Source organism: Asticcacaulis biprosthecium C19 (assembly GCF_000204015.1).
GTDB lineage: Bacteria > Pseudomonadota > Alphaproteobacteria > Caulobacterales > Caulobacteraceae > Asticcacaulis > Asticcacaulis biprosthecius.
Genome location: NZ_GL883077.1, coordinates 1,344,798 through 1,357,859 on the forward strand (window position 1 = coordinate 1,344,798; position 13,062 = coordinate 1,357,859).

At 61.3% G+C, this 13,062-nt stretch carries 9 protein-coding genes; 6 read left to right on the forward strand and 3 right to left on the reverse strand.

All coding sequences use genetic code 11. The features are described 5' to 3' along the window. Positions 1-58: 58 nt before the first annotated feature. Positions 59-3,025 (reverse strand): TonB-dependent receptor, encoded by a 2,967-nt coding sequence (locus tag ABI_RS06435; protein WP_211211124.1) that lies wholly within the window; start codon positions 3,023-3,025, stop codon positions 59-61. A gap of 273 nt (positions 3,026-3,298) precedes the next feature. After that, positions 3,299-4,990, reverse strand: a complete 1,692-nt coding sequence (locus ABI_RS06440; RefSeq protein WP_006272074.1) for a GH39 family glycosyl hydrolase — start codon at positions 4,988-4,990, stop codon at positions 3,299-3,301. Positions 4,991-5,204: 214 nt separating this feature from the next. On the opposite strand from ABI_RS06440, the gene ABI_RS06445 reads away from it, so the two are divergent. Genes ABI_RS06445 through ABI_RS06460 form a run of 4 tightly spaced genes read left to right on the forward strand, consistent with a single transcriptional unit; the run spans position 5,205 to position 9,994 of the window. Beyond that, the gene (locus tag ABI_RS06445) at positions 5,205-6,380 is read left to right on the forward strand and encodes a response regulator (RefSeq protein ID WP_083811407.1); all 1,176 of its coding nucleotides are present in this window, start codon (positions 5,205-5,207) and stop codon (positions 6,378-6,380) included. Next, positions 6,377-7,462: a YaiO family outer membrane beta-barrel protein gene (locus tag ABI_RS06450; RefSeq protein ID WP_006272077.1), complete on the forward strand. Its 1,086-nt coding sequence runs from the start codon at positions 6,377-6,379 to the stop codon at positions 7,460-7,462. The genes ABI_RS06445 and ABI_RS06450 overlap by 4 nt, the downstream gene beginning before the upstream one ends. Further along, on the forward strand, positions 7,437-8,513 hold the full coding sequence (locus ABI_RS06455) for a HEAT repeat domain-containing protein (RefSeq protein ID WP_006272078.1): 1,077 nt from the start codon (positions 7,437-7,439) through the stop codon (positions 8,511-8,513). The genes ABI_RS06450 and ABI_RS06455 overlap by 26 nt, the downstream gene beginning before the upstream one ends. Then, positions 8,513-9,994, forward strand: coding sequence for a glycosyltransferase family 2 protein (locus tag ABI_RS06460; RefSeq protein WP_006272079.1), 1,482 nt, complete (start codon positions 8,513-8,515; stop codon positions 9,992-9,994). The genes ABI_RS06455 and ABI_RS06460 overlap by 1 nt, the downstream gene beginning before the upstream one ends. Here the strand turns inward: ABI_RS06460 and ABI_RS06465 are convergent. Beyond that, entirely contained in the window at positions 9,991-10,476 is a 486-nt protein-coding gene (locus ABI_RS06465; protein WP_006272080.1) for a DUF3291 domain-containing protein, read from the reverse strand. The genes ABI_RS06460 and ABI_RS06465 overlap by 4 nt on opposite strands. A 128-nt stretch (positions 10,477-10,604) precedes the next feature. Here ABI_RS06465 and ABI_RS06470 point away from each other — a divergent pair, with 128 nt between their 5' ends. Together ABI_RS06470 and ABI_RS06475 are read left to right on the forward strand one after the other, a co-directional pair. Beyond that, positions 10,605-10,949, forward strand: a complete 345-nt coding sequence (locus ABI_RS06470; protein WP_006272081.1) for a calcium-binding protein — start codon at positions 10,605-10,607, stop codon at positions 10,947-10,949. Between the two features lie 496 nt (positions 10,950-11,445). Continuing rightward, a partial coding sequence (locus ABI_RS06475) for a cadherin-like domain-containing protein (RefSeq protein WP_040308650.1) occupies positions 11,446-13,062 on the forward strand: 1,617 nt, incomplete at its 3' end.

Consider the following 13,062-nt stretch of genomic DNA (forward strand, 5'->3'; position numbering starts at 1 on the left):
TGGTGCAAAAAAGCCGCCCTGCACAAACAGAGCGGCTTCCTCAGGTTCCGAGACGCGATCAGTACTTGTAGTTCACGCCGATGGTAAAGGTCTTGCCGTTCCGCAGTTCGAACAGGGTATCTTCACGTGCACTGTCGATGAACAGCCGGTTTTGCTCGTCCGTGAGATTCTGTGCTTCGAAGATCAGCTTCAGGTTATCGCTGAGTTCGTAAGAGGCCGACAGGTCGACGAACAAGGTTTCGTCATTGCCCTGCAGGTCCGAACCGCGCGACGCCGGAATGCCTCGGATATACTTGCCGCGGTAGTTGGCTGTGGAGCGGATGCTGAACCGGTCATTTTCCCAGTACAGCGTGCCGCTGGCCGACTTACGTGACAGGCCTAGCAGATCGTTGGTGGCGGTAACCGTGGGGACGCCATTGGCGCTGGCCAAAATGTATTGAATCTCAGATTCGATATGTGTGTAGTTGGCCAGTACACCAAAATTGGCCCAGAAACCTGGCAAGAAATCAAGTTCCGCCTGCAGGTTGACTTCAAATCCCTTCAGTGGTCCGCCTTCGGTGTTTTCGAAGCGGCCGACGGTGAAGATTTCGGTCGGCGATGTGTTGGTGTTGTCCAGCAGCGAGTCCGGCAGGCCAAGGTCACGGTAGGGAATCTGGCTGGTTACGCGTTGGATGTAGGTTTCGATGTCCTTGTAGAAGTAGCCGACAGAGATCAGCGAACCTGGGCGGAAATACCATTCCAGGCCGGCGTCGAAGGTGTTAGCGCGGATGGGCTCCAGGAACGGGTTGTTGATATTGCCGGTGCGGGTCGTGGCGGTGATGCCGGCGCTTGGGATCATATTGCCCAGTTCCGGCCGCGACATGACCTTGGCGGCCGAGACTCGGGCCAGCAGGTTCGGGTTGATTTCGAACACCACGTTGGCCGACGGCATCCAGTCGTCATAGGACCGGCGCACCTCATTGCGCTTGCCCACCTGGCTATACATCCAACCTGGAGGGGCCGCGACGGGAATGTGACCAACGGCGACCTGGTCAGTCGAGTAATAGCGCACGCCGACATCGCCACGCACCGGTATTGGGAAGCGGTCCGTATTGAACTCTGCCATGACGTAAGCGCTCTTGGTCGTTTCCTTAATCTGGGAGTTGCCCGCCCCGCATTCCACGCCGCAGTACTTGAAGTCCTCGAAATCGAAGGTGTCGCGCCATTTAGCCGAATCGATAGCCACCCACGAGGCTGGAGCGCCGCGACCCCAAAGGTCATCAAGACCGTCTATCGTGGTCGTGATGCTGGCCAGCGTAACGCCCGACGGCAGTGGCTTGACGACGAGCGCTGACGGGATCGGGTTCAGGTTGCGCTGGGTGAAGTCGGCTTCGCGAAACTGGATGCCAGCCTTGAACGACAGTTCCGGGCTGGGCGACCATTTCGCATCCAGGTTGACCGTGGTGTTGTCTGTGTTGTTCCATTGTGGCTTGCCCTGCATGGAGTAGCCGCCCAGAACGGTGCCGTCTGCCAGGGCCGGTGCGTAGGAAAAGCTGGCCGGGTTGCCAACATCTGCACCGAAGTTGATGATTGGCGTGGTTTCGCCGTCACGGAAGTCGATCGAAAAGTTATCCGCATCAATGATGTCGATGAAGGTTTGCAGGCGCATTGGGTCATTGCGGCGTGACGCCGATGTGCCGAAATAACCCATGACCTCAAACTGGTCCGAGAACTGGTGGGTGAAGCTGACATTGACCTGAGCATGGCTGGTTTCGAAGCGATCGACCAGGCCTTCCGAACGGATGTCAACGCCGTCGAACAGGCCATAGAGCAGCGATCCATTGGAGTCGAACGCGATGTCCTTTACGGATACCATGGGCTGGCCGTTATTGGTAACTGAGCGCGCAAAGGACAGGGCGGCGATGTAGTTGTCGCGGCGTTCCACATCGAACTTCGAATACAGGAAGTCGACCAGTATGTCGGTGGTATCGTTCTTCCACTGTAAACTGAGCGTGCCACCCATGCGCTTGGCATCTTGCTCGGAATTCACATAACGGGGGATGCGCGGGAAAAAGGCGCCACCGCCGGGCGCGGAAGCGTCTACCGGGCTGCGCAGGGCCATGATAGTGTTCCAAGCTGCGATAGTTCCGGTGCGCGGATTGTTGGTGCTGCACATGGTGTCCGTCGCGCCCTTGCCGGCGTGGGTCGTCGGCGACGGGCTGATCGGGGTAATGCCGATGGGGGAGCAGAAGGGCATGGCCGTCGCCCCGGAACCCAACTGATTGCCACCCAGGCTGGCCGACAGGATGTCGACGGCAGAATAGCCGACTTCCCGGACATTGCGGTCGGAATAGGAGAGCGTGCCCAGGATGCCGAAATTGCTGTCGCGGAACTTCTTGCCGGCGACCAGCGAGACCTTGGGGTCAACCTTGTCGCTGATCTCGTTGTAGGTGCCGCGGGCGGTGATCGAGAAGACCGTGTCCTGGCGTGAGTCGAACGGACGTGGTGCGCGCAGGTCGACCGTCGCGCCCAGCGAACCTTCCTCAACATCGGCAGAAGAGGTTTTGCGTGCCGTAAGCGACGAGAAGATTTCGGTCGGGAAGGCGTTGAAGTCGAAACTGCGGCCGTTGTTGGCGGCGCCGTAGATGTCGGCGGCGCCGATCTGGGACGAGGCCTCCATGCCGTTGACGCGGACGCGGGTGAACTGGGCGGCCAAGCCGCGGACCGAGATTTGACGGCCTTCACCGCCGTCGCCGCGCGACAGGACCACGCCCGGAATGCGCTGCATCGATTCCGCCAGGTTGGCGTCGGGGAACTTGCCGATATCTTCGCCAAGGATGGAGTCGACGGTGCCGGCGCTGCGCTTCTTGATACCGAGTGCGCTCTTCAGGGCGCCGCGGAAGCCTTTGACGACGACGACCTCATCGGCGGGCGTGGCGGCAGGCGCGTCTTGAGCCATCGCCGCGGTTGCTGCCAGGGCGGTGACCAAGGCCAGTGCCGAGGCCTGCAGGCACCGCTTGCTGTATGAGACTCTGTGATATGACATTTTCATTCCCGTTCCTGTGTGGGCATTTACCGGTCGGACCTGTTTCGGCCCTTGTCCTGTGTGGCGACGACTCGCCAACCGTACGGATTATAAACTGGACCCGCAGCAATTTGAACGGGGCTAGTGATCATTTGTGATATAAAATGATCAATCGTGACCTTTTTGTACCTGATGTGACGCAAATTTCAGATTATGGGAGAGTCGCTCGTTTCCATTGCAACAAAGGATAGGTGTTGCTACGCGATGTGTGCGTAGTTTTGCTTGCGGATGAGCCTATTCCAGGATCAGCAGGGACACGCCCTGGCGCGGAACCGTGAAATTCAGTTCGGCCGTGCCATTCGTGACCCTTGCCGCCTCAGGCCAGATCTGCGGGGTCATCTTCGAGGCGGTTTCCAGCTCCGCGTACTGGTTCTGGTCAGGGGATTGCGGTGAGCCCATCTTCTGCCAGGCGGTGAAGGCGTTGCCGTGATCGCCATCCACCCGCCACTGTGTCACTTTCACGGACTTGCCCTTAAGGCCTGAGACACTCAGGGCGACCGCCGCCACGGGACCGGCGATATCGTCATCGTGATAGTGCCAGACCAGAATGGCCAGGCGGTTGTCCTTGGTGCGCGTGGCCAGCACCCCGACATCGGCCGGACCGCGGATGCCCGAGGCCATGACATCGTTGAGCGGAACCTGGGCGTTGCTGGTTGCGGCCACTTGGTCGGGACCCAACTGCGAGAACAGGCGGAAGGTATTGATCACCGGCAGGTCGATACCGTTGGTGGCCAGTTGGCGATAGCCGGCGAACCATGGCTGGTCCTCAAACGTGAAGGCCCAGGTCAGGGCGCCGTCGAGATTGACCTTGTGCCGGCCTGCCAGTTCCCAGATGCGGGCGTAGGAAGCGGCGGTGTAGCTGGCATAGAGGGTGCCGTTGCGATAGGCGTTCTGAGGGCCGGGGCAGGCGGCGCAGCCTTCCGGGTCGTTCTCACCAATGACGATGGGCCGGGTTTTCAACTCCGGCACGGCCGCGACCTTGCCGAAGCCGGTATCAATGGCTTTAAGTTGCTCGATCATGCTCATACGGACATGGCCGTCTGTGAACTTGGGCGCGCCCTTGGCGTGGAAAGACAGGAAGTCCGTGGGTGTTCCGGTTTCGCCGGTGGCGTAGTTGGTGCCGGTTACGACGTGCTTCAGGAAGCCGTCCATGAAGGCGCCACCGGACCCCGCGACATCGGGGCCACCAACCCTCGCCTCGGGCAAGGCACGGCGAACGCCGGCAATGGCGTGATCATGCAGACGGTAGAATTCCTCCGGCGTGCCGGCCCAGTAGAATTTCAGATTGGGTTCGTTCCACACCTGAAAATACCAGGTCGCGACCTCGTCGCGGCCGTAGCGTTCGACATTGTGCTTCGTCCACTGGTAGACCAGCTCTTCCCATTTTTCGTAGTCTTTCGGCGGCCACACCCAGCCGGTGGCGATCAGGTCGTAGGCAAAGCCCGGCCGCCATGTGTGCTGATACGGCGTGCCTTCGGGGGCGCTGGACATGGCTTGCGGTGTAAAGCCGATTTGCAGGTACGGTTTGACGCCACGCGCCAGGTAGGTGTCGATGATGTGGTCGACCACCGTCCAGTTATAGACGGGGTTGCCTTGCGCGTCTTCGGTATAGGCATTGGTCGAGCCCCACTTGAACGCCGGGGTACCGTCGCCCGTGCTCAGCAGGTTGTGGGCGCGGAAATAGACCTGGCCTGGGCGAAGCTCACCCAGGTGGCTCATCAGCTTTCGGCCATCCTTCATGGTGGCGTAGTTGGGCTCGTCGGCGCCGAAGAAGCGCCAGATCGGCGGCAGGGGCGCGACCGTCCTGCCGGCGTCGACCGTCATGGTAACGGGAACAGGGGGCGCGGCGTCGTCGGTGCGGTCTTGCGCCATGGCGGGGAAGGCCAAGGCCGTCAAGGCGGCGGTCAGGCAGAGCAGGCGGTGCATGGCATTCCTCCGACAATTGTCGCCTATGTCTACGCAGGACGGCGGCCGTCGTCCATAAGGTTTGATCGAAGATGCGGAAACGTGATCATTGTCGGTCCTGAGGGCAGGGCAAAAAACTTCCGCTGTTATGCAAAATTTTAATTCTGTTCCGGGACACTGCCGCGGACAGCCTGGGGCGGCGGTCGCATAAGAAGCGTGTAAAAGGGTAGAGAGTATGCGAAACCGCCGAATGCGGGCCTTCGGTTCCATGGAGCCGGAGGATACGTCCCATGTCGCCGATGACCCACAGGATTCCGTTCGGGATCCCGTCATTCTTGCGCTGCGGATGCGCTACCTCGCCCACATAGCTGGCCGTTTGGAGGCCCTAGAAGCCTGTTCACCGCCCTATGATCGGATGTGGATGACCAGCCAGTCTCACGCGCTGGCCGGCAGTGGTGGCAGTTTCGGCTTCTGGGATATCAGCTCACGTGCCGGCGACCTGGAAGTCCTGCTGAAAGAGTCCCCCGGTACGACGGATGGTGAGATCGAAGCCCCTTTGAGACGGCTGCGCGAGGCTCTGGCCACGGCGCTTCTGGCCTCCGAAGAGGTCGAGGTTGTGGACGCGCCAGCGCCTGTTCGCGAGATGCCCGCGGCGACGACCGCCGTCTCATCGCGGGTTGTCATCGTCGAAGACGATACGTCTGTCCGTGATCTGCTGTCCGGTCTGATCTCCGGCGTTGCCGATGTCTTTTCGGCCGTCGACACCACGCAGGGGCGCCGGCTGATCGAGACCGTGAAACCCGACCTGATCCTGCTCGACAACCGTATCGGCGGGGCCGATGCTGGTCTGGAACTGCTGGAGTCGCTGCAGGCGGTACCGGGTCTGAAAGACATTCCGGTGATCATGATTACCGCCAGCGACGACCCTGGCGAAGTCATGCGCGCCCTGATGGCCGGCGCCGCCGACTATATCGTCAAGCCCTTCGATCCGGCCGAGGTTGGTGTAAAGATCCGTGGCCGGCTGGACCGGCTGGGTAGCCATGTCCTAATCGCCGACGACGATGACACGGTGCGCGAGATGTTGGTGCACAAGTTCCAGAGCGCAGGATGCAAGGTCACGTCGGTAGAGAGTGGCGCAGATGCGTGGGAGGCTTTGCAGCACGGCGACTATTCCGTAGCCCTGCTGGACCGGATGATGCCAGGCTATGACGGCGTCACCTTGCTGCGCATGATGAAGGCCGATCCGCGTACAGCCAGGGTGCCGGTGGTGTTCCTCACCGCGCGTCACTACGGCGCCGATGTGCTTGAGGGGCTGAACACAGGCGCCGTCGACTATATCACTAAGCCGTTCCATGCCGATGAGGTGCTGGCACGGGTCCTGCGCCTGCTTAACAGTGGAGAGGCGGCATGAAGGCCCTGATCGTGAGTGCTATCCTGCTACTGGCCCCCGGCGCCGTCCTGGCCGCCGAAGGTCCGATCACCGAGGCCCGGCAACTGGCGGAGTTGAAACGCTATGACGATGCCGTCGCCGTGCTCAACGCCGCAAAGGCGCAGCGTCCGGACGATGCCGAGCTTCGCCTGACCCTGGCCCGGGTTCTGAGCTGGAAGGGCGATTACCGCGCCGCTTCGGCCGAGTTGGCCGGACTGCCGGGCGCCGAGGCCGCCACCATCCGCGGCAATCTGGCCTATTATCAATCCGATTTCGCGACGGCACAGGCCCGTTACACCGAGGCGCTGACGATCGCGCCGGAATTTGACGAGGCTCGCGACGGGCTGACGCGCGTCGCCGCCGCCCGCGCCGCCGAAGGACCGAAATGGCAGGTCGATGCCGGCACCGAATACAGCGGCTTTTCCGGCTCGGACCAGCCCGACTGGAACCAGCAGTCGGTCCAGATTACCCGCCGTTTCAACGCCAACCGCAGCGCGGCCCATCTGAGACTGGTGCGCTACAGCCAGTTCGGCCTGAATGACGGCGAGGTCGAGCTGGGCCTGGCGGGTCGGCTTGGGGACCGTGTCAGTGTCTATGCGAGCCTGGCCGGTTCGCCGGACGCCGATTTCCGTCCGGAAGGCCGTATGGCGGCTGGCGGTGCGGTGCGCATGACCAAGTCTGTGTGGCTGACCTTCGATGGCCGCCGCGACCGCTATGCTGCCGCCAGGGTGACCAGTGCTGCCTGGGGCATGCGTTATGAACCCCATGACGGTTGGGCGCTCTCCAGCCGGATGATCAGGGTTTCGCCATCCGATAGTGACGCGCAGACCGGTTACGACCTGCGCCTGGATGGGACGATCCGCGAAGGTCTCAGGTTTTATGCCGGCCTTGCCGATGCGCCCGAAACCGTCGCAGCCGTCACGATCGATACCCGTTCGGCCTTTGCCGGCATTGCTTGGGACATGACGCAAATCACCACGCTGCGGGCCGGTTACGGCCGCGACGACCGCGAAAACACTTATGTGAGACACGGCTTCCATGTCACCGTTAGCCACCGGTTTTGAGATCCCCTTCCTTCGGGCCGTATGGATCGGCACCGCCGTGCTGTGCGTCGCCTCGATCGCCATCATGGCGGTGCTGATCGCCCGCCGTGCTGCCGCCTCCGCCGAGGCCGTGCAGCGCGACGCCCGGCGTCAATCTCTGTCACGTTTCATCCTCGCGGCGCTGAAATCGCCGGTGGCTCTGGATGCCGCCGCTCTGCCGCCGGTGACCCAAGCCGATTTCCCCATCCTTGTCAGCCTGGCGCTCGACATGTTGCGCAGCCTTCGCGGTACGGACGCCGTCCGCATCTGTTCTCTGTTGAAGCTGTGGGGCGTTGAGCCCTATCTGCTGGCCATGGCCGTGCGCGGCCGTCCGGGCAAGCGGATCCGCGCCGTCACCCTGCTGGGTTTCCTCGATGATGACACGTCGCTGCAGGTCCTTCTGGCGACGGCGCGCGACCGCGAAATGTATGTCCAGATCTCCGCCCTGCGCGCCCTGGCCCAGCGCGGCGCGTCTGGCCATATCGACACCATTACCGACAGCCTGGCGCAGTCCGGGCAGACCAACACGCTGTTGCTGCACGACATTCTACAACGGTTCGGCGCCACGGCTGTGCCGGCCCTGTCACGCCTGGCCCAGTCGCCGGCCAGCGCCGAGGTCCGCACAGCCGCCGTCATGGCGCTGGGCTCGATCGGTGCCACCGACGCCGTGCCTGCTTTGATTACGCTGAGCGAAGACGCCGTCACTGATGTCCGCGCCCAGGCCCTTGCGGCCCTCGGTAAAATTGCCGATCCGCGCGGCGCATCGGTGATTGCCCGCCGGCTGAGCGATCTCGACGCCAGCGTGCGTGTTCAGGCCGCCCAAGCCCTTGGCGAACTGCATGCCCTGTCCACCCTGCCGGCCTTGGCCGGCAGTCTGAATGATAGCGACTGGTGGGTACGGTTCCGCGCCGCCCAGGCTATTCATCGCTTCGGCGACAAGGGCGTTGCCGCACTGAAGGCGTTGAGCCGTCAGCCGGGCGCCGGCGGTGAAATCGCCTCCCAGGCCCTGCTCGAATTCACGGGGGCGCGGTGATGGATATCGGCGCCCAGGCTTCGGCCTTCCTGGTGGACTACAGCCCTTACCTGCTGATCCTGTCGTGGACCATCCTCGGCATTGGTGTCGCGCAGAACCTGGTCTACGCCCTGCAATTGCCCGCAGCCTGGGCCGAACTGCGAGAGCGATCACAGGCGGAGGATTCGGAATCGGCCTTCCAACTGCTGATTTCCGATGTGGCCATGCCGATCAGCCTGGTCGTGCCGGGCTATAACGAGGAAGCGACAATCGTGGAAAGCGTGCGCTCCATGCTGTCGCTGCGCTATCCGGATCTGGAAATCATCGTCGTCAATGATGGATCAAAGGACGGCACCTTGCAGGCGCTGATCGACGCCTTCCAGCTTCAGCCGGTGACCCGGGCGCACGAAGAGGCGGTCAAGCACCAGCCGATCCGCCAGGTCTACGGTTCGTCCATGTATGCGCGCCTTCTTGTGGTGGACAAACACAATGGCGGCAAGTCGGACGCCATCAATGCCGGCATCAACCTGTCACGCAACCCGCTGTTCTGCGTTGTCGACGCCGACTCTCTGCTGGAGATCGAGTCGCTGCTGAGTTCGGTGCGGCCGTTCATGGAGGACCCGCGACACATGATCGCCGTCGGCGGCACCATCCGCGTGCTGAACGGCTGCGTGGTCAAGAACGGCCAGGTCATTCAGTCCGGGTTGCCGCGCAAATTCCTGCCGCTGGTCCAGTATATGGAATATATCCGCGCCTATCTGATGGCGCGCCTGGCGTGGAGCCGTTGGGGGATACTGACCCTGATCTCCGGCGCCTTCGGCATTTTTCGGCGCAGTGTCGCGGTCGAGGTCGGCGGCTTCACCCACGGTACGGTTGGCGAGGACTATGAACTCATCGTCAAGATGCACAAGCACATGCGCAACCAGGACCGCGTCTATTCCCTGCGCTACGTGCCGGAGCCGGTGTGCTGGACCGAGGCGCCGGAAACCCTCAAGGTGCTGAGCAACCAGCGCAAGCGCTGGCAGCGTGGCGCGCTGGAAGTGTTCTTCCGCCATCGCGACATGCTGCTGAACCCGCGCTATGGCAAGGTCGGTATGCTGGGGTTTCTCAACAACCTGATCATTGACGTGTTGGGACCGATCGCCGAGGTGCTGGGCTATATCCTGATGCCGCTGTTCTGGATCGCCGGTGTGTTCAGCTTCGACTTCTTCCTGGCCTATGTCGCTCTGTTCTTTGCGTTCGGCGTGTTCATCTCGGTGTGTTCGCTGATCCTGGAGGAGCTGGAGTTGCGCCGCGTGCCCCGCGCATCCGATCTGGCGCTGCTGCTGGGCGTGGCGATTGTCGAGAACTTCGGCTACCGCCAACTCACCAATGTCTGGCGCATCATCGGCTGGTGGGAATTCCTGCGCGGCAAGACGTCGTGGGGCACCATGACGCGCAAGGGTTTCGGACCCAAGCCGGGCAGTGAAGCGGCTATGACGATCACCCCGAAAAACGCCTAGGCGCAGCTATCCAGCACGGGCTCCGGCGCTTCCTGGCCGGGGGCAGGGAAGGGGCGGCTGAAGGTGAAGGCCTCGGCATGCGGCCCGGTGCGGCGCAGGCGCTCCAGCCGGTCGATGGCCTCGGCCACGGTCGGGATATGGCCGGCCGGCACCCACCACAGGACGACGGAAAGCTCCATCTTCTCGAACCATTCCTTGCGGCGTCGCATGATCGCCAGATGCTCGGGGTTGCGGTAGGTGTAGGCCGCCAGGGCGTCGATATCGCGCCACACCGACATGTTGATGGCGACGTTGGGATCGGCGAAGGCATGGATATCCATGGCATTGCCGGCGTCCCCGGTCAGGCGCCAAACGAAACCCTCACTGCCGTCAGCCAGGGCATTGACCCGATCGAGCGCGTTGACAAAATCGGCATTGACGGGGTCCGCCATGGGAAGGCGGAAACGGGCGATGTTCAGCTCGGCCAGGTGATAGTCCGTCATGATGTGCCTCCTTGGTGACAACGATATAGGGAGGCTTTGTTCTTCCGCAACGCCGGAGCGCAATCCGATAAAGTGTGCAGCACCTTTCGGTAAAATTGCGCGACAAATGAAAAACGTAGCGCGGCGTTTTGATTCCATCAAAACGCCGCGCTACCCTGTGTTGGTATCTGATAGGCAACAATGGGCTGAACGCTCTGGCCGGGCACGACACGCTGGACGATAGTGCCGGAAATGACACCCTGAGCGGTGGTTCGGGCAGCGATCTGTTCCTGTTCAAGAGCGGTAGCGGGGCCGGCATGGTCACTGACCTTGGCGCCGGCGACCGAATCGACATCCACACCTACACCCATGGCGTGGCGAATGCGGGACTGGTAACTCAGGCCGGATTGGATGTGGTGATAGCCCTGGACGGCAATTGGGTGACCGTCAGTCATGCCGTGAGGGCGGATGTCCTGGCGCACCTGGTGTGGTAACCGGGCTTCGCGGTTTCGTCCTTGACCTTAGCCGCCGGGAACCACTTTACGATAAGTTGTCAGGAAATTGCTGACCTTGTCTGCGCTATCCGGACCGTTTTTGCGGCCTATCGGTAATCGATTGGACTCACACGAAAAAGTTATAAGGCGGACATAAAAATATTGCCGGAATTTAGACCAAATTAACGATAGTTGGCGAATCTGCCCCCGCCTGGTGCAAACGTTTTTCCTCCTAAGGGTTGAGCTGGCCGGGAATAACAAAAGGTTCAAACAGGGTAGGAGTGCATTGCGCGTAGAGTCGTAAACCCGCCGATGCGGGTCGCGAGCGGTCAGACTCCGCCTCGTCCTTAAGTTTGCTTCCAACAATCAGGTTGGTTCCCGCCATCGCCCGGACCGGAGTGTTCATCCGGCGGCTGTGGCGTGTGCCGCCTCCCGATCCATCCCCATTCAAACGGCTAAAGGCCGTACTCTAATCTTACGTCCTGAGGAGGACTTCATGGTTGATATTGCTAACGACACCTCGACCGGCGCCGAACTTGATCTTGTCAACGGCGAAGGCAGCTTCAACGGTGTGTTTGAAACATGGGATGGGGACATCGACTGGATCAAGGTCGTCGTCGACGACGCCGGCCTGTACGATGTCGGCCTTACAGGAGGTGATGCGTGGTCCAATATCGCTATTGCCGTCTACGACTCTGAGGGTGTCCTGGTTTCCGACTACGACGCGCAAGATGAATATAGCAACGGCGAAGAGTACACCCAATTCGACCTCGAGGTCGGCACCTATTTCCTGTCGGTTAGGTCCTATGACGGGTGGAGTGAGGAGTCGATCGACAACGCCAACTACACTGTCACCATGAGTCAGGTCGACAACACGGCCCCGACCTTCAGCGCCGAAGATACCCTGACCGGTGTTAACGAAGGTACCGCTGCTGTGTACTCTGTCTCCGATTTGTTGGGCAATGCCAGCGACGCTGACCTGGACTTATTGTCGATCTCAGGTAACGCTGTAACTGTGAAAAACGGCTCAGGCACAACCATCGGCACCGCCGATTACAGCGCGGGCAACTTCACCATCAACCTGACAGACCCCGACTACAACGGCACGGTCAAGCTGACCTATACCGTCACCGATGGAACGGACACGGTCGCAGGTTCCGCCACCTACAATGTCTCATCCGTCAACGACGCACCGACCTTCAGCGGCGAAGACACCCTGACCGGCGTCAACGAAGGCACTGCCGCCGTCTTCAGCGCCGCCGACCTTCTGGATAATGCCGACGATGTCGACGGTACGCCGTCCATCCAGGGCAACGCCGTGACCGTTAAGGACAGCGAAGGCAATACCATTGGCACCGCCGATTACAGCGCGGGCAATTACACGATCAACCTGACCGACGAGGACTACAACGGCACGGTCAACCTGACCTATGTTGTCACTGACGGCACAGACACCGTGGCCGGCTCCGCCACCTACGAAGTCGCCGCCGTCAACGATGCTCCGACCTGGAGCGGCCCCCTGACCCTGACCGGTGTCAACGAGGGCACGGACGCCAGCTTTACCGTTGAGCAGTTGCTGTTCAATGCCTCCGATGTCGACGGCACCACGCCCTCTCTGTACAGCGACAGTCTGAGTGTCCTCAATTCGAAAGATGAGAAGATCGGCACGTCCGACTGGAATGGCGATGGCTACACCATCACCCTGGATGACGAAGACTACGCTGGCACCGTCTATCTCGAATACACCTTCGGCGACGGCGGTGACGGCGTAAATGCGACCGCGAGCTATGTCGTGGCCGCCGTCAATGATGACCCGACCGGTACGGCCGCTGTCATCTCCGACACAGCCGAGGACACCCCCTTCTCGCTGACCAAGGCCCAGTTGCTGGCCAACATCTCCGACATCGAAGATGCCGACGAAGACCTGACCATCACCATCGGTATGGTGGTCGGCGGCACCTTTGTCTACAACGCAGAAACGTCGGAATACGACTTTACGCCGACGGCCAACTTCCATGGCGACGCTTCGATCACCTACACGGTCACCGACAGCGAGGACGCTGAGATCGAAGTCACCAGCGAGTTCTCCATCACCTCGGTCAATGACGCCGGT